Consider the following 21,761-nt stretch of genomic DNA (forward strand, 5'->3'; position numbering starts at 1 on the left):
GTCGTCGTGACTCTCGGTTCGGATTACGGAGAAACGTCGAGTAGTCCCATCAGAAATGATTAGCTTGAGATTTGAATCCTTATCTCTGCTAAGCTAGTGAAAACCAATCTTCTACGTCTTCATAGAACGACTGCAGTTTGTCTGTGTGGAATTGGCCAATGAAGCACAACGGATACTTTTGCTCGTTATCGTTCGTGTGCTGGAGGAATCGCTGTGGGTCAGTGAGTCCACTTTCCCGGATAAACGCGCTGTTATCAAACTCGATATGATACCCTGCAAATTCTCCTAATTCACCTACCTTCTCGAAGGTCAGACAAGAGAACCCTCCGTGTTGAAAATCAGTTCTTAGTCCTCTTAGAAACTCAGTTTCCGACCGTAGTACGATTCTCCGGTTCCACCACTAGCCGGAGTAAATGAACCACTAGTGAGTTCTATTCCGTCTTCAGTATGTTGGTTGAAGAGAACCTTTACGGTCTCGTTGAATGAATAGAGCGAAGAGAGATAGTTGTGAAGTAAGCGGAGAACTTCAAAACCAGCATCCTGCTTCGAATCTTCGGGGCAGATATATAGGGGATTAGTCTTGAGTTCGCCGTCAATGTACTGGTCGACCTGGTAATAATTTTGGTCGAGTACCCGCTTTGCGGCTTTGAGACGAGTAGTAGCTGGCTGAGATAGGGAGCTACTTGGCGTTAATGCACTTCCGTAGAGTGCCTGTAGTTCATACTCATATCCGCCCATACTGAGAAGCTAGTAGTCGCGACTGAACCGAAAGTAGTGCCTATTCATCGTTGAAACGGACCGCACACAACGCGTCCTCAGCGGTATCAACATCACCCTCGGCCGCGAAAGCAACATCCTCGGCTGTCGGGATGTCGTTGGATTGCTTCATACGTCAAAAGTTTATCTACCTTTCACCATAAACTTTCGTGTTGGCTTTCTCGACACGTTCCAGTACTTTCTATGGCAGGACGACCACCGCTTCCAAATGTAAATTCCTGCCCTCTAATTTTATTTCTATTACATAAATTGTGGATTATCGAGCTAACCGGACGAGAGAGCCGACATCGCTGAGAGTTCCGGCTCCCGCCGAATTGGAGAACAGTAGCGTTCCAGTTCGGGGTGACAGCTGTGACGAGAAGGCATCGTCTCGCCTCTCCGTCTACAACAAGACTACATATATTCTTGGTTGGATAGGTAGTAGAGTGACGACATTTGAGAGAAGATTCGAACCGTTTGGGTCATAGTCCCACCAGGATTCGAACCTGGGTCGAAGCCCCCAGAAGGCTTCAGGATTGGCCACTACCCCATGGGACTGCGCACCCTACCGTACTTTCCGGGTGCATGTAAGCGTTGCGCGTTCGCCCGACTTTGCGAGTCGTTCGCACTCGAACCGCCGGGTCAGACGACCGTGCATAAAACAACACCTACTTTAGCACGAACTACGCACATTCGTGTATGTACATCGGACGGTTCCTCATCGTCGCCCCTGACGTGGCGGCCTACCGCGTCTCCTCGCGGTCGTTCCCGAACCGGCAGGTAATCGAGCGCGACGGCGCGCTCACGGTCGCGCCGACCGACGATGCACCCGAGACCGACAACCCCTACATCTCGTACAACTGCGTCCGGCGCGCCGCGAGCGGCGCGCCGGACGCGGCAGTCGTCGGGAACGGCTCGCACGTCGACCCCATCACCGAGAAGCTCGAACTCGGCTACCCCGCCCGTGACGCCCTCGCAGAGAGCCTGCTCGCGCTGGACTACGAGAAGGACGACTACGACACGCCCCGCATCGCGGGCGTGCTCGAAGGCGGCCCGGACGAAACGGCCTCTATCGGCATCGTCCGGAAGGACGCCCTGCTGGTCCGCGAGGTCGCGGAACCGACCCTCGTGGCGACCTACGAGAAGGACGCGCCCGAGGCCGTCGCGTTCGACGCCGAGACGGCCGCCGAGGCCGCCCGCGAGGCGTACGACCTCGACTTCGAACACGCGGTCTGTGCGGCGGGCGTCGCCCGGACCGACGAGGGCTTCTCGTTCGCGGTCGAGAACGGGAACTAAGTCGCGGGCGTCCGAACGTCCGGCCATGAAGGTCGGGGTCCTGTCTGACATCCACTCGAACGAGGTCGCGCTGGAAGCGGTGCTCGCCGACGCGGACGACGCGGAGGCGTTCGTCTGCGCGGGCGACGTGGTCGGATACAATCCGTGGCCCGCCGAGTGCGTCGCGGTAGTTCGCGAACGCGGGATTCCGACGGTGATGGGCAACCACGACCGGGCGGTCGCCACCGGGACGGCGTTCCGGTTCAATTCGATGGCGAAGGCCGGGGTCGAACACGCCCGGCAGCGACTGTCCGAGGACCAGCGCGGGTGGCTCGCCGCCCTCCCCGACGAGCGCCGCGAGTTCGACGGCCGGGTGAAGGTCGTCCACGGCCACCCGAACGACCCCGATCACTACACCCACCCCGAGGAGTTCTCGGCCGACCTCCTCGGCGACGAGGACGTGCTGATACTGGGCCACACTCACGTCCAGCACCACGAGGTGTACGACGAGGGAATCGTGATGAACCCCGGGAGCGTCGGCCAACCCCGCGACGGCGACCCGCGCGCGGCCTACGCAGTCCTCGACTTGGACGACCTCACGGTCGAGCAACGGCGGGTCGAGTACGACGTGGAGGAAGTCCAAGAGGCCGTCGAGGAGGTGGGGCTTCCGAGTCGGATCGCCAGCAGGCTCTCGGACGGCCGGTAGTCGCGAAAAATCGGAGTCGGACGCCGCGGCGGCGACTACGCTATCTTCTCGTACTGCTCGGAGAGCTTGTCTGCGGCCTCGCCGAGCTGTTCGCGCTCGAACTCGGTGAGGTCCCACTCGACGACCTCCTCGACGCCGTCGCTCCCGAGCTTCAGGGGGACGCCCAGCGCCACGTCGTCGTGGCCGTACTCGCCGTCGAGCTTGATGGAACCCGGGATGACCTCGCCGGTGTCGCGGACCACGGCCTCGACCATGTGGCCGACGCCGGTCGCGGGACCCCACTCGGTCGCGCCCTTCTTCTCGATGACGTTCATCGCGCTCTCCTGCAATTCGCCCAGAATCTCCTCCTTCTCGTCGTCGTCGAACTCGGGGTCGTTGCCGTTGACGCGGACCTTCGAGAAGACCGGTACCTGCGCGTCGCCGTGTTCGCCGAGGATGGTCGCCTCGACGTTCCGGACCGGTTCGTCGAAGCGCTGGCCGAGGACGTAGCGGAACCGCGCGGAGTCGAGTCGGCCGCCGAAACCGATGACTTGCTCGCGCGAGCGCTCGCCGACCTCGTAGAGGTGGCGGTTCAGCAAGTCGACCGGGTTCGAGGTCGTGACGGTCACGAAGTCGTCGTTGTACTCCGCGAGCGACGAGCCGATGTCCTCCATGATCGGCGCGTTGTCGCCCGCGAGGTCGATGCGGGTCTGGCCGGGCTGGCGGGGGATTCCGGCGGTGATGACCACCACGTCCGAGCCCTCGGTCGCCGAGTAATCGCCCTGCCGGACCGTGGTGTTCGCGTCGTAGGCCGCCCCGTGGTTCACGTCGGCGGCCTGCCCGACGGTGTCTTCCTCCTTGTCCGGGATGTCGACGAGCACCAGTTCGTCGGCCACGTCCCGAAGCGCGATGTTGTACGCCGCCGCGGCCCCGACGGTTCCGGCCGCGCCGACCACGCTGATCTTGGTCATGCCACGTAGAACCCCGCCCGCAAATCGGTTAAGCGCTTCGAAACGTCCGAAAAATGACGGATGAGCGATGTTCGACGGCGGTTCACCGCCTCGCGGTCACGTCACCCACTCGCCTCGGCTCGCGACGAACACGACATTTTTCGGCCGTCGGCCCCAAACGGGGCGTATGAGCAGTGACGACTCGGGATTCGACAAGGAGGCCGAGCGAGAGAAGCTCCGCGAGAAGTACGAGAAGGACAAGAAGGACCGCGAGAGCACCCAGCGGATGAGCGAACTCCTCCTCCAAGGTGCGACCATGACCGGCAAGCACTGCGGCGACTGCGGCGACCCCATCTTCCGATACGACGGCCAGGAGTTCTGCCCGACCTGCCAGCGCGAGGTCGAGCGTGACGCGGCCGCCGAATCTGACGACGACATCGACGCCGACGCGACCACGGCGGCCGACTCCGGGGCCGAGGTCGAATCCGGCGCGGTCGACTCCGACGCCGACGGACCCCGCGTGGAGATAAACGACGTTCGGGTCGCCGACCGACACGCCGACAGGTCGGACCTGCGCGACCCACCGTCTCGGACCGGCCGCCGGACCGACGACTCGCGTGGTTCGGGCGGCTCGCCCGGCGCTGACCGCCCCGGTGGGGCCCACGACGACCCGACTCGCGCCCGCGGGCGCGAGTCGGGCGAGGCCGACCTCGCGACCGCCCGCGCGTCGCTGGTCCGGACGCTGACCGACCTCGCCCGCCGCGCCGAGGAGACCGACGACGTGGCCCGAACCCGCGACCTGCTCGCGGCGAGTCGGGAGGCCGCCGAGGCGCTCGCTGCGCTCGACCGAGCGAACCGCTGAGCGGTTCGCTCGGTCCCGGAGAGGGGTGGAATCTCGGCTATCGCTCGGTCGTTTCGCCCGGTGGCGAGCGCGCCCGCGACGAGAACGCGTCGGGGGTGACCGGTGCCGCCTGCATTCGCGCGAACAGGAGTTCGATGTCCCGCGTCTGGTCGGTGTCGCCGGTGTCGTGCTGTGGTTCGCCGTACATCGACTGCTCGTCGAACCTCGCTCCGCGTTCGTGGCAGGGCTCGCCGTACAGCCGTTTCTCGTCGGCGGTACCCGAAGCGTCGTCCGTGGAGGGGTATTCGAGCGTCATTTACTCGGTACCTGAACGACGATGCCACCGCCCTTAACTCGTGAGCGCCGTTCGGCACCGTTTTGCCCGAAAACGGGAGATTAAACGGTAGCTAACGCGTAGTAAGGTATCATTTCTCATGCCGATGGTGGTCGGGAAACCCAGTGGTAACGACCGAATTGGCCGACGGTTCAGAACGGTTCATCCGCCGCGAGCGCGGTTACTCGTCGTAATCGCTCCCGACGACCTCGCGGATGCGCTCGGCGGTGATCTCGCCGACGCCCTCGGCCTCCATCAGGTCGTCCTTCCGAGCGGTCATCACGGCCTCGACCGTCTTGAACTCCGTCAGCAGGGAACGGGCGGTCACCGGTCCGATGTCGGCGATGGAGGCGACCACGTACTCCTGTTGCTCGGCCAGCGTCTTGCTCTGCTTCTCGCCGTGGACCGACACCTCGCGGTCGTCGACCTCCTGCTCGCGGGTGGCGACCACCTCCAGCAGGTCGGCGGTGTCGTCCTCGTCGCGGGTCCGGAGGACGCTCGCGCCGAAGTCGACCGCCAGCGACGACAGCGCCCCGCGGATGGCGTTGGGGTGGACGTTGCGCTCCTCGTAGAGGCCCTCGCCCTCCAGAATCAGGATGGGCCGGGCGTAGTGGCGGGTCGCGTCACCCAACTGCTCGAACAGCGAGCGGTCGCCGCCGGTCAGGGTGTCGAGGAAGTCGCTGACCGACTTTCGCTCGACGACGACCCGGTCGCTGAGGACGTAGTCGCCGACAGCCAGCGTTTCGAGGCGGGTCTCGATTCCCTCGCGGGTCGAGAGGTCCCGGGCGATGGTCGAGTCGAGTTCCCGCTGGTCGGCAACGATCTCGACCGTCCCCTCGTCGGGGCGGGCGGTGGCGACGACGCCGTCGTCGCCACCGCCCGTTTCGGTCGCGTCGGCCGTTCGAGTGGCGTCGGCCGTTTCGCTCCCCGCGCTTGCCCCGTCGTCCGAGTCGCTCGCGGCGAACGACTCCAGACCGGGTTCCACGTCGGAATCGGGACCACTCTCTGAGTCGCCACCGGCGGGTCCGGCGGGACCGTCGGTCCCGCCGGACCCACCCGACCCACCGGGACCGCCGTCGAAGTCGGCCAGTCGTCGCTGGGAGTCGTCGAGTTCCTCCTCGACCTCGTCGGCGACCCCCTTCAGCTTCCGGAGTTCGTCCTCCATCTCGTCCTCGCGGCGCTTGGATATCCAGAAGTACGCCTCGTCGCGGGTGTCCTCCGCGAGCAGGACCGCGACCTTCCCCTCGGCCTGTCGGCCTGTCCGGCCCTTGCGCTGGATCGACCGGATGGCCGTGGGGACGGGTTCGTAGAACAGCACGAGGTCGACCTCGGGCACGTCGAGTCCCTCCTCGGCGACCGAGGTCGAGACCAGCACCTCGAACTCCCCGCCCCGGAACCGGTCGAGGGTCTCCTGTTGCTGTTTCTGGGTCATCCCGTCGCTTCCCTCCTTGTCCCCCTGACCGACGAACCGCTGGGTGTCGAAGTGCTGGCCGAGGAACTCGGTCAGCGCCTCGGCGGTGTCCCGGGACTCGGTGAACACGATGACGCGCTCGCCGCCCTCGATGCCGAGCGTTTCGGCGATGCGGATGCGCGCCCGGGAGTACTTCGGGTGGAGGCCGTCGTACTCCTCGGCCCGGCGCATCGCCTCCTTGACCTTGGGTTCGCTCACGAACCGCTGGCTCGCCTTCGACGCGCCCGAACTCCGGGCGGCGTTGCGCTGGCGCTCGAAGTACCGCCGCAGCGCCTCGACGCTCTGGGTCTCGACGTAGGTCACCGCGGTCCGGAGCTTCCGAATCTCCGCGAGCGCCGACATCCCCTTGAAGCCCTCCGACTGGTCGTTGTCGATGAGCTGTTGGAGCTGGGCGCGCATCTTCTTGATGTCGGTCTCCGAGAGGTCGGCGCTGGTCTTGCGCGTGACCCCGAGTTGCTTGAGCTTCCCGAGTCGGTCCTCGACGACCTCGTTGAGGGCGTCGCGAATCTCCAGAATCTCGTCGGGCAGTTCGACCCGCTCCCACTCCACCTCGGTGTCGTGGGTGAACTCCGACACGTCGCTGTCGTCCTCGGTCATCACCTCGACGTTCTGGATGCCGAGGTTCTCGCACACGTCCAGAATCTCCTCCTCGTCGCCGCCCGGCGAGGCGCTCATCCCGGTCACGAGTGGGTCGGCGGCGTCCTGATGGTACCGTTCGGCGATGTAGTTGTAGGCGTAGTCGCCGGTCGCGCGGTGGCACTCGTCGAAGGTGAGGTGAGTCACGTCGCGGAGGTCGACCCGGCTTCCCACGAGGTCGTTCTCGACGACCTGCGGGGTCGCGATGACGACCTGCGCGCGCTTCCACAGTTCTGCGCGGTCGTCGGGACTCACCTCCCCGGTGAACATCGCGATGTCGTCGTCGGGAACGTCGAGGGCCTCCCGATAGAAGTCGGTGTGTTGCTGGACGAGGGGCTTCGTCGGCGCGAGGAACAGGCTCTTGCCTCCTGCGTCGGCGAGTCGCTCGGCGGTCACCAGCAGGCTCACGGTCGTCTTCCCCAACCCCGTGGGGAGACAGACGAGGGTGTGGGCGTCCTTGGCCGACCCTGCCAACTGTAGCTGGTACATCCGCCGCTCGATGAACTCCGGAACCAGGAGTTCGTGGTCCACGTACTGCTCGCCGGTCGTCGCCATTCGGGAATGTGTTCGTCGTCAAGTGGTTAAAGGGTTCGCCTATCGGGGTGAAAGTGAAATCCGGCGGCGTACCGACGCCGTTCCGGCGCTCAGAACGTCACCTCGGGGGCGTACTGCAACCCGAAGTACATCACGACCGCCGCGCCCACCGGAATCGTGAGATTGTCGTCGATGACGTAGCCCGCGATGACCGGCTTCGCGCCGTCGGCCAGCGTCGCCGCGAGCGCGCCGAGCGCGGCGGTCACCAGCGGGAGCCCCGAGAGGCTGGCGATGAGCAGACACACCCCGAATGTGAGCGCGAGGGTGTGGGCGGCCTTCACGCCCAACTCGCCGGACCCGACGTAGCCGCTGATGGGGTCGGCGATGGTCAGCATCAGCATCGCGGGAATCGCCACCCGCGGCTCGAACAGGAGGGCGGCCGCGGTCATCCCGAACATGTAGAGCGCGTAGCCCGCGATGTTGTCCTGCTCGTACTCGCGGGTGAGCTCGTCGAAGATGCGCCAGTCGAGACCGACGAGGAGCCGGACCCCTTCCAGCGCGAGCGCGGCGACCGAACTCACCACGAGCAGGAGCTGTAACTGCTCGTAGCTCGCCAGGTCGAGCAGGTACAGCGCAGGGTAGCCGGTGCCGCTGGCGTGGACGAGTCGGCGCTTGATCTCGCTGCCCACGGTCACTGCTCGGGCGCGGCGGCCTCGAGGTCCGCGAAGGTGGTCTCGCCGGTCCGGAGGTCGCCGAGCAGGTCGGGCAAGTCCTCGACGGGAACCCTGACCTGCTCGGTCGAATCGCGCTCGCGGAGCGTGACGGTGTCGTCATCGAGGCTGTCGTAGTCCACCGTGACGCAGAACGGCGTGCCGACCTCGTCCTGCCTGCGGTAGCGCCGACCGATGTTGCCCGAGTCGTCGTAGCTCACGTCGAGGCCCTCCGCGCGGAGGTCGGCGGTGATCTCGCGGGCGAGTTCGCCCATGCCGTCCTTGTCCATCAGCGGGAAGACGCCGACGAAGGTGGGTGCGACCTCGGGTTCGAGGGCGAGACGCGTCCGCGTCTCGCCCTCGACCTCGTCGACCTCGTAGGAGTGGACCAGCACCGTGTAGACCGCCCGGTCGATACCGATGGAGGGTTCGACCACATGAGGCATGAGGTGTTCGCCGGTCTCCTTGACCTCCTCGACCGAGAAGCCGGTCTTCTCGGTCGGAATCGTGTACTCTTCACCGCCGACTTCGACGGTGACTTCCTCGCCCTCGAACGCCGAGCGCTCGCGCTCGGCGAGCGTTTCGAGCGTGTCGGCGATGTCTCCGGCCTTCCCGCCGAACTCGGGGCCGAGGTAGCTCATGTCGGGGTCGACCGTGGCGCGCTCGACCACCTTCGGTTCGTCGTACTGCTTGAAGACGGTGAAGTCGTCGTCGGAGTATTCGTCGTGCTTGCTGAGGTCGTAGTCGCTGCGGTAGGCGAACCCCGCGAGCTCGTACCAGTCGCCGTCGATCTCGCCCTCGGCGTCCCAGCAGTCGGCGGCGTAGTGGGCCAGTTCGCCAGCGAGGTGCTGGCGGAACCGGAACCGGTCCATGTCGACGCCGATGGACTCGTACCACTGCTTGCCGACGCCGAGGTAGTACGCGACCCACTCGTGGACGAGGCCCTCCGCGACCGCCTCGCCGACGGTCGTCTCGACGTACTCGCCGCTCTCGCCGTCCTCGCCGCCCTGTTCGTCGGCGGGGTACAGCGTGAGTTCCACGTCCTCGACCCGCTCCAGCGGGGGTTCGTCTTCGGTCGGGTCGATGAAGTGTTCGACCTCGGCCTGCGTGAACTCCCGGGTCCGGATGAGCGAGTTCCGCGGCGAAATCTCGTTCCGGTAGGCCTTGCCGATCTGGGTGATGCCGAACGGGAGCTGGTTCCGGGCGTATTCGGCGAGCTGGGGGAACTCCACGAAGATGCCCTGTGCGGTCTCGGGCCGGAGGTAGCCCGGCGAGGAGCTACCCGGGCCGATGTTGGTCTCGAACATCAGATTGAAGTCCTCGACCGGCTCGCCCGCCAGTTCGGCGTCGCAGGTGGGACACCGGAGGTCGTGCTCCCGGATGAGCTCCTCGACCTCCTCGATTGGGTAGCTCTCGGCCTCCTCGATGTCGGTCGCGTCCTCGATGAGGTGGTCGGCGCGGTGGCTCTCGCCGCACTCGGGGCACTCCACGAGCATGTCGTCGAAGGTGTCGAGGTGGCCCGACGCCTCGAAGACGGCCTCGGGCATCACGGTCGGGGCGTCGATCTCGCGGTGGCCCTCCCGGACGCCGAACCGCTCGCGCCACGCGTCCTCGACGTTCTGCTTGAGGGTCGCGCCTTCCGGACCGTAGGTGTAGAAGCCCGAGACGCCGCCGTACGCCCGCGCCGACTGGAAGAAGTAGCCCCGCCGCTTGGCGAGTTCCACGAGGTCCCGGCTCATCGGAGCGCCTCCAGCAGATTGATGTCCCGGACGATGCCGGTGAGCTGGTCGCCGCTGACCAGCGGAATCTGCTCGATGTCGTGGCGCAGCATCATCCGGGCGGCCTCCTTCGCGGTCTTGGTCCGCGAGACGGTCACAACGTCCTCGGTCATGAACTCGCCGACCGGCGCGGCCGGAATCTCGACGTTCCGGGTGGGGAGGTAGCGCTTCCCGACCGCCTTGATCGACTCCCACTTCCAGTCGGAGTCCTCGTCGGCGATGGAGTCGCCGGTGTCGTCCTCGCCCTCGACCACCCTGGCGACCTCGATGATGTCGACCTCGGTGAGGACGCCGTCCATCTCTCCCTCCTCGCCGAGGACGACCGCGTAGGGGAGGTTCGCGTAGTAGAGTTCGCGCTCGGCGACCGTCAGCGGCACCTCGACGTAGGTGGTGTTCACGTCGCGGGACGCCAGCTCCCCGAGTTCGGTGTCCCCATCGGCGTCGCCGTCGGCGATTGCCCGGACCACGTCGGTCACGGTGACGATGCCTTCGAGTTCGCCGTCCACCACAGGAACCCGCCGAGTCCCCTCCTCGACCATCAGGTCGGCGACCTCCTCGATGGTCGCGTCCTGAGTCGTGGTCGGGACCTCGCGCATCAGAATCGCGAGCTGGTCCTCGTCGGGGTTCTCGATGAGGTCGTCTCGGGAGATGAGCCCGCGGAACTGTTCGCCCTCGTCGGTCTCCTTGACCACGGGGACCGAGGAGAACGACCGTTCCTGCAGGTATTCGAGCACGTCGTCGCGGGTGCCCGGAAGTCCCACGGTGACGACCTCCGAGCGTGGCGTCATGGCTTCGCCGACGTTCATGTTCGGCGCGTACGTGTTGGGCCTTCTTGTAGTCTACGAAGCGAACACTCGTAGTGACGGGAAATTTGGACCGGGAGTACGCGGTGGTCGTCGGTCATTGAAATCGGTTTAGAGCGAACCAAACCACGACGCGCTCGGTGGGACACCAATCCCGGCGCGCGCTGGCGCGGCCCGTCAGTGGCCGCGCCGAACCGCGCGAGGGCCGAGTAGCACAGCGAAGCGAGCAACGCAGGCGGTTGGGGAGGACGAGGTGCGGTCGCGGTGCTGTGCGGTTTCTCATTGGTGGAAGCAACAGCTAGCTTCGTATTATTTTCCGATAGGTGCGCGCGTCGTTGTGAAGTCGAATCTCAGTGAGTTACTCGTCGTCTCTATATTGGTCTAGTAGCAATTCAGGCTCAAAATTCGAACTCAATAGAAGAATAAGAATAGGCACAACATCGGCATCAATGTTTACGACGAAGTCTACACTCATTCACTGGTCACCCATTTTTTTGAGTTGTATCGACCGTCTTCGTTTTCTCTCGCACTCATAGCTTACATTAAGACTGAAAAACGCATTATATCTGGGTGGAAAATAAGGGTGGAACAATAAAGCAGATGTACTTCGAACCACTTAAACTCCGTTTCTCCGGGTCAGAGAGGCTCAAAGCGCAAAGTACTGTTAGACCACTACGGTCCACACGACTAACGCATGAACACAACGTGAAATCCCGCCAAATCCGGCGAGATTCTCAAAAGGCCCTACACCCCGGTTTTAGAACTTCACAAGCCAGAAATCACGTTACGATACTGGAAGTAGTATTTATATCCATCCGCCAAATACCGGCGGAACACTCGACTTGGAAAAGTACCTAAAGTGAGGGAAGACCTGCCCGAAACGTCCCTGAAACAATAGCTTTCGCGCAGTGACTACTCCGAGTCGTCCCCGTCCGAATCGACCTCGAACTCCACGCCGTAGCCCGTGTACTTCTCCGGATTCGGGAAGAACTTCTCCACGTCCTCGTGGCGGAACGACCCCAAATGCGTCTTGTCGAGCTTCTGGACGTGGGTGTACATCTCGTCTTCCTTAATCGCGTTCTTCACGAGCCCGGCCGCGTGGCGCACCTCGAAGTTACCCGCGATGAGGATCGCCTGCTCGCTCTCGGGGTCGAGCAGCTGGGTCACGATGAAGACCCGGCCCTGCATCTCGTTGCGGAACACCCGGTACTTCGGGAACTCCCCGCGCTCGAACGCGCGCTCGAACTCCTCGGCCTCGTTGCCCGGGACGACGTAGACCAGACCGAACCGGTCGCTGTCGCCCACGTCCGGGTTCGTCGGCGCGGTGTGTCCTGCGCCGATGGTGACGACGTCCCAGCCCTCGTCGGCGAGGTCGTCGGCCATCGCCTTCATGTCGTCGAGCGTTCGTTGCCACGCGTTCTTGTGAACGCTGGCGCTGGCCGATATCTGCTCGGCGTAGTCCGGTTCGTCGTCCCCGGCCCCAGTTTCTGGCATGTGTACGGCTGTCTATCTACTCGCGGTAAAACTTGTCGTTCGGCGGTCAGACGCCTACGCCGAACACCGTCTCCATCACGAACGACCACGCCAGCACCGCGATACTCGCGATGAACAGCTTCGCGGCCACCGACAGCCGCTCGTCGGGCGGGAGCGAGTACCGCGACACCGGCGGAATCCGCTGGACGACCGACTGGAATCGGGTCTCGCCTCGTCCGCCGACGACCGTCCCCGACTGCTCGTTGCGGGTCACCTTTATCTCGCCGTCCTCGGTGCTTTCGGTTCCCCACGGCGGGTCGGGCCGCATCTGGAACGTCCCGTAGCCGAACAGCAGGAGGCCGACCACGAACATCACGAACTTCGCGGTCACAAGCCCGCCGCCGACCGCGAAGCCGACCGCCGCGCCGCCGACGAACACGACCGCCGCGACCGCGATGGCGTACGTCACGGCGTCGAGGGCCTGCCGGGCGCGGTGCGAGGCGGTCGAGGACATCACCGTTCGGTGTAGGGCGTGAACTCGTCGGGCTCCTCGTACTCCGAGCGGTGCCGGTGACAGTAGCTCGTCCGGCCCGTGTCGCTCACCGCGTGGAGTTCGGGTTTCTCGGCGTCACAGATGCTGTCGAACTCGTCGGCGAGGTACTCGCGCGCGCGCTTCTCGTCGTTGTTCTCGACGTACGTCGCCGCGGTGTCGATGTGTTCGCGGATCTCGGTCGGCACGTCGATGTCGGTGAACAGCTCCTCGCGGATTTCGCCGATGTCCGAGAACCGGGTCTCCATTCCGAGCTTCTCCTTGGCGATCTCCGTGAGCGTCTTCTCGGCGCGATTGCGCTCGCGCAGCACTTCCCGGAACACCTCGATAGCGATCCAGACGTCGGCGTCGAGGTCCTGGTACTTCTCGGGCCGAATTTTCATCGGACACCGGGTCGTGAACGGACACCCCTTCGGCGGGTCGCGCGGGCTCGGCGGCGTCCCGCGCAGGGTGATGCGCTCTTTCTTGGCGGTCGGGTCGGGCTCCGGAATCGCCGACAGCAACGAGTGGGTGTAGGGGTTCTTGGGGTTCTGGAACAGCTCTTCGGTCTCGCCCAGTTCCATGACGTTGCCCAGATACATCACCGCGACACGGTCGCAGATGTGCCGGACCACCGAGAGGTCGTGGGCGATGAACAGGTAGGTCAGCCCGAACTCGTCCTGCAGGTCTTCGAGCAGGTTCAGGATCTGGGCCTGCACGCTCACGTCCAGCGCCGACACCGGCTCGTCGAGCACCACGAACTCGGGTTCGAGCGCCAGCGCTCGGGCGATGCCGATGCGCTGGCGCTGGCCGCCCGAGAACTGGTGGGGGTACCGGTAGTAGTGTTCGGGCCGGAGGCCGACCACGTCGAGCAGTTCCCGGACCCGGTCGCGACGCTCCTGGGGCGTGTTCCAGTCGTGAACGTCCAGCGGTTCCCGGACGATTTCGCCGACGGTCATCCGGTCGTTGAGGCTGGAGTCGGGGTCTTGGAACACCATCTGGCTGTTGCGCCGCCAGTCCTTGAGGTCCCGGCCCGACAGCTCGGTCACGTCGGTGCCGTCGAACAGCACCTCGCCCGACGTGGCGTCCTCGAGCTGGATGAGCGTCCGGCCGAGCGTGGTCTTCCCACAGCCCGACTCGCCGACCAGCCCGAGGGTCTCGCCGCGCTTGATCTCGAAGTTGACGCCGTCGACCGCCTTCACCGGGTTCGAGTCGATGATGCCGCCCTCGTCGTAGTAGGTCTTGAGGTCGTTGACGTCGACGAGGGTCTCGCCGGTCGAGACGCTGACGGACTCCTGTTGTACTTGCTCGCTCATCGTTCGCTCACCTCGTCCGTGTCACCGCGTCGCTCGTGTAACTCGACCGCTTCCTCCCCGGAGACGTCTTCGGGGTACAGCAGGCAAGCGGCGGTGTGGTCCTCGGCCTCGGCGTTGACGTCGAGGAGTTCGGGATGGACCCGGGTGCAGTCGTCGAACGCCTTCGGACACCGGGGTTCGAACCGGCAGTAGGTCGCGGGTTCGTTGGGGGTCGGCACGTCGCCCTCGATGGTTTCGAGCCGCTCGGCCCCGGGCTGGTTGCCCGGAATCGAGTTCAGTAGCCCCTCGGTGTAGGGGTGACGGGGGTTCTCGAACAGCTCCTCGACCGGCGCGCTCTCGATGATTTCGCCCGCGTACATCACGTTCACGCGGTCGGAGACCTCCGCGATGACGCCCATGTCGTGGGTGATGAACATGATGGCCAGATCGCGCTCCTCTTGGAGTTCGTCGAGGAGTTCGAGGATCTGGGCTTGGATGGTCACGTCGAGCGCGGTGGTCGGCTCGTCGCAGATGAGCAGTTCGGGGTCACACGCCAGCGCCATCGCGATGACGGCCCGCTGGCGCATCCCGCCCGAGAACTCGTGGGGGTACTCCTTGACCCGCCGCGAGGCGTCCGGGATGCCGACCGCTTCGAGGAGGTCGATGGCCTCCTCGGTGGCCTCCGCGCCCTGCAGGTCCTGATGGAGCCGCAGGGCCTCCTTGATCTGGTTGCCGACCGAGTAGACCGGATTGAGGCTCGTCAGCGGGTCCTGGAACACCATCGCGATGTCCCCGCCCCGAATCTGGCGGTACTGCTTCTCGGTCTTCTCGGTGAGTTCCTCGCCGTCGAACCGGATGGAACTGCCCTCCAGCACGCGGCCGGGCGTGTCGACCAGCCCCATGATGGAGCGGGCGGTGACGCTCTTTCCCGACCCCGACTCGCCGACGATACCGACCGTCTCGCCCCGCCGGATGTCGAAGCTGATGCCGTCGACCGCCCGGATGGTCTCCTTGTCGGTGAAGAACGCGGTCTGGAGGTCCTCGACCGAGAGCAGAGCCTCGCTCTCGGGTCGGGTCTCGGTCGCTTCGCTCTGGGACATCAGGCACCACCTCCGGTACCCGCGGCGGCCTCAGTGCCGCTGTCGCTGGCCCCTTCGCTCTGCGGGTCGATGGCGTCGCGGATGCCGTCGCCCAGCGCGTTGAACGCGGTCACGACCAGCACGATCATCACGCCGGGGATGAACGAGATGTGCCACGACGCGGTGGTGACGTACGACTGGCCCATGTCGATGGCGCGGCCCCACTCGGGCGTCGGCGGGCTGATGCCGAGTCCGAGGAACGACAGGCCCGCGACGCCGACGATGATGCCGCCCAGACTCATCGACGCGTACACCAGCAGGTAGCCGACGATGTACGGTGCCATGTGCTTCTGCATGGTCACCCGCGGCTTCTGACCGAAGCTCTTGGCGGCGTCGATCCACTCCTGTTCGGCCACCTGGAACGCCGGACCACGCACCGCGCGCCACAGGATTGGCCACCCGGTCCCCGCGAAGATGAGGGCCAACAGGAAGCCGCCGTTGTATATCTTCGATATCCACGACCCCCCGAGCACCACGGATAGGAGCATCACGAACAGCAACCGCGGGAGCGACATTATCGAGTCGCCCGTGATGACGACCGCGAGGTCGACCAGCCCCTTGTAGTAGGCGGTCAACAGCGCGAACGACGCGGCGATGAAGCCGCTGAGGCCGATGGACACCAGACCGATGAACAGCGATACCCGCGCTCCGGCCGCCATGAAGGTAAATAAGTCCTTCCCGCTCGGTATGGTGCCGAACGGATGGAACCGGCCGAAATCGTCGTACTCCATGGGTCCGACGTTCCGGTCGGAGGTCCCCTGCGAGCGGGCTCCGAGGTTCGCCTGACCGACGGTCACGTTCTCCAGCTCGCCGTCCTCGTAGTACTCGACGTGGTAGGAGTACGGGTCCGAGATGGTCCGCTCGACCGTCGTGGGACCGAGCGCCGGTGCGAACACCGCCATCACCACGAACATGAAGACGATTATCGCGCCGAACTGGCCCCAGCGGTGGCCCCGAAGCCGGTCGATCATGTCGTCGCGCGGCGTCCAGTCGGCGTACCGGTAGTGCTTCCGGAAGACGAAGTATCCCCGCCAGCACCACCAGACGACGATGAACGCGTACAGGTAGACGAGGAAGACCCGGACGCCCCACGCCTGACCGGCCGAGAGGCCCATGAACGTCTCCTCCCACACTCCGGAGGGAGTCTGGTAGCCGTTGTTCGGAATGACGTCGCGTGAGAGCAACGTCGGGATGTCGACCGGCGAACCGAACAGCCCCGTCACGAAGTTGACGACGGCACCGGCCTCCAGCGCGAACAGCGCCAGCGCACCGGCCAACCACCGAGTCGCGGGTCCGGGATTCTCCTGGATGCGTTCGATGATCGTTGCGTCCTCATCGTCGTTGACTCGGCTCATATCAGGCACCTCCGTCGTAACCGACTCGCGGGTCGATTATCGTGTACAGCAGGTCTTGGATGATGTTGATGATCACGACCAGCAGGATGAAGATGAACATCAGCGACCCGACCAGTGGCATGTCGCCGTTCTTGATGCCCTGGAAGAACAGGAAGCCGAGCCCGCTGATGTCGAACACCGTCTCGACGAGGACCGACCCGCCGATCAGGAGGAACGCCTCCCCGGTGATGATGGGCACCAGCGGGATGAGGGCGTTCCGGAAGATGTGCTTCCACACCAGCGAGCGCGGCGGCACGCCCTTCGCCTTCGCCGTCTCGACGTAGTTGGAGTTGACGGTCTCCAGCACGGCCGTGCGGCCGATACGCATCTCGTTGCCCATCGACGCCGACCCCAGCACGATGGCCGCGGGCGCGATCTTCTTGAGCGCCGGAACGAACGCGTCGGGACTCGTCAGTAGCGTCCAGAGGTTGTCGGGCAACGGCGGTGGTCCCGTCACGTTGGTCGCGACGAGCCAGTTCTCCCAGTCGAACCCGAACAGAATCTTCTCGGACTGCGAGAGGACGCTCATCAGGATGACCGCCAGCCAGAAGTTCGGCATCGCGCGCCAGACGATACCACCGAACGACGCGACGTAGTCGCTGAACGTGTTCGGGTTCAGTCCGGCGTAGAAGCCGAGCGGAATCCCGATGAAGATGGCGATGAGCACCGACCAGAAGCCCAGCCAGATGGTTCTGGGGGCGTATCCGAGCACGAGTTCGTACACGCTCGTGTTCGGCTGGACGACCCACGACTGACCGAGGTCGAAGGTGAACAGCCGAACCATGTAGTCGATGTACTGTTGCCACAGCGGTTGGTTCAGCCCGAGTCGGTTCTCGATGGCCTCGTACGCCTGCGGGTCACCCTGTGGTCCGAGAATCGCCGACACCGGGTCGAGCGGCCCGGCACGGATGACCAGGAAGGTGATCGAGGCCCCGAACACGAGTATCGGGATGGACAGTAGGACTCGCTTCGCGAAGTACCGCCACCTGCTCACGGCGAACCACCGCCGCGGTCGCGGCTACGCGCGTCGGATTGTACGTGTTTCCCAAACTGGACCGCGCACATGCGTGATGAATTTGGGGGACCTCTCATTATGTCTTGCGCTTTGTCGCGTGAACACTCGTCTCACTCTACCGAGCACCGTCGCTTCCCAACCCGTCGAACGCACCGATAAAAGGAACTCAGTCGGTCGTCAGTTGTCGCGCTCGCCGAGCTCGACGTTGTTGTACATCTGGCGGCTGTATCCGCCACCGCCGAACTTGGGCACGTCGACCCAGTCGTAGCTGAACCGCTCGTCGAGCTGGTGGTAGGTCGGGAGCATCGCGACGTCCTCCCAGTTGGCCTCCTCCATCTGGACGTAGGCCTCGGCGCGTGCCTGCTCGTCCTCGTCGGTCGGCGCGAGGTTGTCCTGAACCGTCGCCCACGCCTCCTCGGCGGAGCTGGCCGCGTCGGTGTCGGCCCAGTTGACGTAGGAGATGGGAGCGTCCTTCGACGTGTCGGTCTGTGGCGGGTTGAGCAGCTGCAGGAAGTTGTCGGGTGCGGGCCAGTCCATCACCCAGCCGAGCGAGTAGGCTTCGAGGTTGCCGCTGCGACCGCGCTCCAGCAGGGTCGAGAACGGCGCGCTCTCGACTTCCATGTCGATGTACGCGCTCGTGAGCTGGTCACGCAGGAGGACGGCGACGTCCTCCCAAGTGTCCGAGGACTCGTAGACCGTCATGGTGAACTCGTAGCGCTCGCTGTCGCTGTAGCCAGCCTCCTCCATGACCTGGCGGGCCTTGTCGAGTTGGGTCTCGTTGTAGCCGTAGGGGTAGTTCTCCTCGGCGTGAGCGTCGTACTCGGGCGCACCGCCGGGGTAGGCGTTCGGCGGCGTCAGGTGGAACGCGGGCGTCCCGCGGTTCTTGAAGATTTCCTCGACGACCTGTTGCTGATTCATCGCGTACGCGGCGGCCTGCCGCGCGGGCTTCTCGACCGAGTCGGTGTTGAAGCCGACGTAGAAGGAGTTGATGGTCGAGACGGCCTCGTAGTTCAGCGTGGCGTCGCTGTCGGTCGGACCGTACGTCCCGGTCTCGCGGCCGAGGTCGTCGGTCTCCTCGACGCTGACCTTGTCGGGGTCGTACTGGGACGTCTGAAATTCACTGAACAGGTCGGCGTTCTGGTTGACGACAGAGTAGGTGTACTTCGCGTTGCCGTCCGAGGAGATGTTCCAGTGGACGCCGTCGATGCTGGCGGCGTCGCCGTGGTAGTCGTCGTACGCGGTGACGATGCACTCGGTGTCGGACTCCCATGTGTCGAACTCGAAGGGACCGGCACCGACCGGGCTCTCGGTGGCGAACTCGCTGTGTTCCATCTCACCGTCGTAGCCGTCGATGTCGCCGAGGATGCCCTCGGGAATCGCGGCGAACGACGTGTACGCCAGCATCGGGAGCGTGGCGTGGAACGGTCCGTCGAGTTCCATCTCGAGGGTGTAGTCGTCGGTCGCCTCGACCGCTATCGACTCGGGCTCGTAGTTGCCGTCGCCGTCGGTCTCGTGGACGACGCCGATGGAGTCGAGGATGAAGTACGCACGGCTGGAGTTCTCGGAGGCCGCGAGGCGCTCCCAGGAGTAGACGAAGTCATCTGCGGTGACCTCGTCGCCGTTGTGGTAGGTCACACCTTCCTTCAGCGTGAAGGTGTAGGTCGTGTAGTCGTCGGAGACCTCGTAGTCGTCGGCGATCTGGGTCTCGGGCTCGACCTCGCCGTTCGGGTAGTTCATCAGCCCGTCGAAGAGCTGCTGGATGACCTCACCGGAGGCGGTGTCGGTCGCCTCGATGGGGTCGAGCGTGGTCATCGTCGAGTTCATCCGGCGGAGGTAGTTGTCACCGACTTCGGACTCCTCGGTCTCCGTCTCGGTCTCCTCGGTCTCGGTCTCCCCGGCCTCGGTCTCTTCGGTCTCGTTCCCGCCATCGCCCTCGTCGCCGGTACAGCCAGCGAGGGCAACGGCCGATGCCGCACCGCCGGTCGCCTGCAGGAAGCGACGGCGGCTCAGGTTGTCAGTATCTGTCATCCAACCGCTCATTGTAAACCGGACCGGATAAACTTACCGCTTATTACCCGGGGAAAGCCCGCCATAACGCCGTAATACATATATTCCTAGACGAATTTACTCTCTTGCTCTTTAACTGGAATTAGGCGCTAAGTCCCCTTCCTCAAGGAGCAACGCAGGGAGCGAAGCGACCGAGTAGCGCAGTAGGGAGGGGATACAGCGCCGCACGATTCTCAAACACGTTCACCGCCCAGCCCACAGGCCCACCGCTACCTTTATGTCTATCCAAAGTATATACATAGGTGATGGATAGGTTTGAAATCGAAGGCGAAGAAGTCCTCGACGGGACGGCAAAACCGTCGGGGAATAGTGCGCACGTCATCGTTCCCAAACGCTGGCGCGGAGCCGACGTGAAAGTCGTCCGCGTCTCCGAACCCGATTCAGACGAGTAAGATGCAGTACAACTACAAGTATCGACTCAACCCGACAGAAGCCCTCACCGAGACGCTTCTACACCACGTCGATACTTGTAGGCAACTGTACAATCACGTCCTCTACAAACTCAACGAGGCAGACGACATTCCTGCTCGCTACGAGGTTCAGGGGCGACTTCCCGACCTCAAATCGTGGTGGGACGACCTCGGAAATGTTCACTCGAAAGTTCTCCAGATGGTAGTCAAGCGCGTCTACGACAACCTCTCCACGCTCAAAGCGCAGAAGGAGAACGGGCGTGCTGTGGGGATGCTCAACTGGAAGCCCCCTCGGGAGTATCGGTCTCTCACCTACAACCAGTCCGGCTTCAAACTCAAGAATACGAGTGGTCGGCCTGTCTTGTGGTTAAGCAAAATCGGTGAGATTCCGATTCACCTCCACCGAGACATTCCCGAGAACGCGACCATCAAACAGGTCACGGTCAAGCAAGAACCCACGGGCGAGTGGTATGCCACGTTCGGTATCGACGTGGACGAAGCAACGCCGGAGAAACCTGAGAAACCAGAACAAGTCGTTGGTATCGACGTGGGGATTCTCAAGTACGCCCACGATACTGACGGGTACGCCATTGAGAGTCCCGACTTCAGCGAGGAACGTGAGCGACTCGAACGCGCACAACGCGACCTCTCGCGGAAGGAACATGGCTCTGCGAACTGGGAAAAACAACGGCAGGTCGTGGCCGAACGACACGCCGACCTGAAGCGCAAGCGGCGAGACTTCTTGCACAAACTCTCGAACTACTACGCGACCGAGTACGACTTGGTGGCCGTTGAGGATTTGGACGCGAAGGGACTGGTCGAACTCCCGGGCAACTCTCGTAATCGAGCGGGAGCGGCGTGGGGGACGTTCCTGCGGATGCTCGAATACAAGTGCGAGCGCGAAGGAACGCACTTCGTCGCGGTTGACCCGAAAGATACGACGAAGGAGTGTGCGTCCTGCGGTGTCAAGACGGACAAACCGCTGTGGGTTCGTGAACACTCGTGTCCTTCGTGTGGGTTCGAGGCGGATAGGGACGCGAATGCGGCGTGGAATATTCTTTCTCGCGGTCTGGAAAAGGTAGGAGTGGTTCACTCCGAATCAACGCCTGTGGAGACTGCGCTCCCTGTGGATACGTCCGTATCTGCAAAGCGCGTCGTGGAAACAGGAAGCCCCACCCTCAAGGAGCGAACCGCGTCAGCGGTGAGCGAGTAGGGTGGGGTAGTTCACTTCTCTCTCATATTTGACCGACGATACGGGTCCGAGACCACGGTCCGAATTATAACAGAAAAGTTATAACAATGCGGCATGGTATTTCGTACCGCTCTACGAATGCCCCCATTCCGCCAGCGGCCTGTCGTTCCGGAGCGTTTATAAGCCGTGATACCAATTCACACATATGGCCCACAACACGGCCACTACGTCGGACCCCGTCGCAGAGCGCGAGGTCATGGCCTCGCTGGACGATGATGGTCGCACGGAGCGACTCATCATCGCTGACACGACGGCCGACGGAGCGTGGCTCTCGGTCCCCGTATCCGGTAGCGCTTCCCTCCGCGAGTGGCAGTAACGGTTCGCTTTCGCCCGTCCGTCCTTTTCGCGCCGACCGCATCCCCGTATCGGCGCCTGCCATCTCGATAACGACCCAATACTGAACCTTTTTGCCGG

General features: G+C 63.8%; 20 protein-coding genes and 1 tRNA gene. 6 read left to right on the forward strand and 15 right to left on the reverse strand.

The window, feature by feature from the left end; translation table 11 throughout:
• Positions 1 to 354 precede the first annotated feature (354 nt).
• Both NGM10_RS08540 and NGM10_RS08545 read right to left on the reverse strand, forming a co-directional pair.
• Complete coding sequence (locus NGM10_RS08540) at positions 355 to 738, reverse strand: hypothetical protein (RefSeq protein WP_253477219.1); 384 nt, start codon at positions 736 to 738, stop codon at positions 355 to 357.
• 503 nt (positions 739 to 1,241) lie between these two features.
• Positions 1,242 to 1,314, reverse strand: a tRNA-Gln gene (locus tag NGM10_RS08545).
• A 141-nt stretch (positions 1,315 to 1,455) separates the two neighbouring features.
• On the opposite strand from NGM10_RS08545, the gene NGM10_RS08550 reads away from it, so the two are divergent.
• Together NGM10_RS08550 and NGM10_RS08555 are read left to right on the forward strand one after the other, a co-directional pair.
• Positions 1,456 to 2,052, forward strand: a complete 597-nt coding sequence (locus NGM10_RS08550; RefSeq protein WP_253477222.1) for an IMP cyclohydrolase — start codon at positions 1,456 to 1,458, stop codon at positions 2,050 to 2,052.
• A gap of 25 nt (positions 2,053 to 2,077) precedes the next feature.
• Positions 2,078 to 2,737: a metallophosphoesterase family protein gene (locus tag NGM10_RS08555; RefSeq protein ID WP_253477225.1), complete on the forward strand. Its 660-nt coding sequence runs from the start codon at positions 2,078 to 2,080 to the stop codon at positions 2,735 to 2,737.
• A gap of 35 nt (positions 2,738 to 2,772) precedes the next feature.
• Here NGM10_RS08555 and mdh read toward each other — a convergent pair whose 3' ends face one another.
• Positions 2,773 to 3,687 (reverse strand): malate dehydrogenase, encoded by a 915-nt coding sequence (gene mdh / locus NGM10_RS08560; RefSeq protein WP_253477229.1) that lies wholly within the window; start codon positions 3,685 to 3,687, stop codon positions 2,773 to 2,775.
• Between the two features lie 166 nt (positions 3,688 to 3,853).
• On the opposite strand from mdh, the gene NGM10_RS08565 reads away from it, so the two are divergent.
• Positions 3,854 to 4,528 carry an Sjogren's syndrome/scleroderma autoantigen 1 family protein gene (locus NGM10_RS08565; protein ID WP_253477231.1) on the forward strand — a complete coding sequence of 225 codons (675 nt, stop codon included), beginning with the start codon at positions 3,854 to 3,856 and terminating at the stop codon, positions 4,526 to 4,528.
• A gap of 37 nt (positions 4,529 to 4,565) precedes the next feature.
• On the opposite strand, the gene NGM10_RS08570 is transcribed toward NGM10_RS08565, so the two are convergent.
• The 12 genes from NGM10_RS08570 to NGM10_RS08625 form a co-directional block, all read right to left on the reverse strand.
• Positions 4,566 to 4,823 carry a hypothetical protein gene (locus tag NGM10_RS08570; protein ID WP_253477233.1) on the reverse strand — a complete coding sequence of 86 codons (258 nt, stop codon included), beginning with the start codon at positions 4,821 to 4,823 and terminating at the stop codon, positions 4,566 to 4,568.
• A gap of 199 nt (positions 4,824 to 5,022) precedes the next feature.
• Positions 5,023 to 7,503 carry a DEAD/DEAH box helicase gene (locus tag NGM10_RS08575; RefSeq protein WP_253477235.1) on the reverse strand — a complete coding sequence of 827 codons (2,481 nt, stop codon included), beginning with the start codon at positions 7,501 to 7,503 and terminating at the stop codon, positions 5,023 to 5,025.
• An 89-nt stretch (positions 7,504 to 7,592) separates the two neighbouring features.
• Positions 7,593 to 8,171, reverse strand: a complete 579-nt coding sequence (locus tag NGM10_RS08580) for a diacylglycerol/polyprenol kinase family protein (protein WP_253483808.1) — start codon at positions 8,169 to 8,171, stop codon at positions 7,593 to 7,595.
• 2 nt (positions 8,172 to 8,173) lie between these two features.
• Positions 8,174 to 9,931 (reverse strand): glycine--tRNA ligase, encoded by a 1,758-nt coding sequence (gene glyS, locus NGM10_RS08585; RefSeq protein WP_253477237.1) that lies wholly within the window; start codon positions 9,929 to 9,931, stop codon positions 8,174 to 8,176.
• Entirely contained in the window at positions 9,928 to 10,776 is an 849-nt protein-coding gene (locus tag NGM10_RS08590; protein ID WP_253477239.1) for a CBS domain-containing protein, read from the reverse strand. Before NGM10_RS08590 ends, glyS begins: the two co-directional genes overlap by 4 nt.
• A gap of 909 nt (positions 10,777 to 11,685) precedes the next feature.
• A complete protein-coding gene (locus NGM10_RS08595) occupies positions 11,686 to 12,267 on the reverse strand; it encodes a DUF7529 family protein (protein ID WP_253477242.1) in 582 nt (193 codons plus the stop codon).
• Positions 12,268 to 12,313: 46 nt separating this feature from the next.
• On the reverse strand, positions 12,314 to 12,760 hold the full coding sequence (locus NGM10_RS08600; RefSeq protein ID WP_253477243.1) for a DUF7555 family protein: 447 nt from the start codon (positions 12,758 to 12,760) through the stop codon (positions 12,314 to 12,316).
• Positions 12,760 to 14,091 carry an ABC transporter ATP-binding protein gene (locus NGM10_RS08605; protein ID WP_253477245.1) on the reverse strand — a complete coding sequence of 444 codons (1,332 nt, stop codon included), beginning with the start codon at positions 14,089 to 14,091 and terminating at the stop codon, positions 12,760 to 12,762. The genes NGM10_RS08600 and NGM10_RS08605 overlap by 1 nt, the downstream gene beginning before the upstream one ends.
• Entirely contained in the window at positions 14,088 to 15,170 is a 1,083-nt protein-coding gene (locus NGM10_RS08610) for an ABC transporter ATP-binding protein (protein ID WP_253477249.1), read from the reverse strand. The genes NGM10_RS08605 and NGM10_RS08610 overlap by 4 nt, the downstream gene beginning before the upstream one ends.
• Positions 15,170 to 16,564, reverse strand: a complete 1,395-nt coding sequence (locus tag NGM10_RS08615) for an ABC transporter permease (RefSeq protein WP_253477251.1) — start codon at positions 16,562 to 16,564, stop codon at positions 15,170 to 15,172. The genes NGM10_RS08610 and NGM10_RS08615 overlap by 1 nt, the downstream gene beginning before the upstream one ends.
• A 1-nt stretch (position 16,565) precedes the next feature.
• Positions 16,566 to 17,597: an ABC transporter permease gene (locus NGM10_RS08620; protein WP_253477254.1), complete on the reverse strand. Its 1,032-nt coding sequence runs from the start codon at positions 17,595 to 17,597 to the stop codon at positions 16,566 to 16,568.
• Positions 17,598 to 17,795: 198 nt separating this feature from the next.
• A complete protein-coding gene (locus NGM10_RS08625; protein WP_253477257.1) occupies positions 17,796 to 19,646 on the reverse strand; it encodes an ABC transporter substrate-binding protein in 1,851 nt (616 codons plus the stop codon).
• Positions 19,647 to 19,930: 284 nt separating this feature from the next.
• Between NGM10_RS08625 and NGM10_RS08630 the strand changes: the two genes are divergently transcribed.
• The 3 genes from NGM10_RS08630 (at position 19,931) to NGM10_RS08640 (ending at position 21,663) form a co-directional block, all read left to right on the forward strand.
• Positions 19,931 to 20,077, forward strand: a complete 147-nt coding sequence (locus tag NGM10_RS08630) for a DUF2080 family transposase-associated protein (protein WP_007543159.1) — start codon at positions 19,931 to 19,933, stop codon at positions 20,075 to 20,077.
• Position 20,078: 1 nt separating this feature from the next.
• A complete protein-coding gene (locus NGM10_RS08635) occupies positions 20,079 to 21,308 on the forward strand; it encodes an RNA-guided endonuclease InsQ/TnpB family protein (protein WP_253477260.1) in 1,230 nt (409 codons plus the stop codon).
• Between the two features lie 184 nt (positions 21,309 to 21,492).
• Positions 21,493 to 21,663, forward strand: coding sequence for a DUF7556 family protein (locus NGM10_RS08640; protein WP_253477263.1), 171 nt, complete (start codon positions 21,493 to 21,495; stop codon positions 21,661 to 21,663).
• The last annotated feature ends 98 nt before the right edge of the window (positions 21,664 to 21,761 follow it).

Source organism: Halorussus salilacus, assembly GCF_024138125.1.
Taxonomy (GTDB): Archaea; Halobacteriota; Halobacteria; order Halobacteriales; family Haladaptataceae; genus Halorussus; species Halorussus salilacus.